This window comes from Peribacillus sp. SIMBA_075, from assembly GCF_046534585.1.
Window position 1 is genome coordinate 1 of sequence record NZ_JAWRYN010000458.1, and the last position, 278, is coordinate 278.

Consider the following 278-nt stretch of genomic DNA (forward strand, 5'->3'; position numbering starts at 1 on the left):
TGGCTTAATTGGATGATCTTCACGATCCGCTTTTTGTGGTGGATCACCATTATGATTGGGATTATAAAATATCACGCCCTTTTGCCGTATCCCGTTGAAGCGGCGATAATTGTTTCGATACTCGCATTCGTTATTCCTTACTGGTTTTACCGCTATTCCACCATCGCTTATTTGATTGCTGAGATAGCACTGAGCGGGAGCCTTTACATCGTATTAAACTACTATTTCGAAGAGACTCAGTGGCAGTTTATTGTTATCGCCTTTGTCGTTGGTTTCCA

The 278-nt window shown here is 42.1% G+C and carries 1 pseudogene; it reads left to right on the forward strand.

Annotated features, from left to right (window positions below):
* Positions 1-51: 51 nt before the first annotated feature.
* Positions 52-278 (forward strand): annotated as a pseudogene (locus tag SB775_RS29000) (hybrid sensor histidine kinase/response regulator transcription factor); the annotation flags it as partial.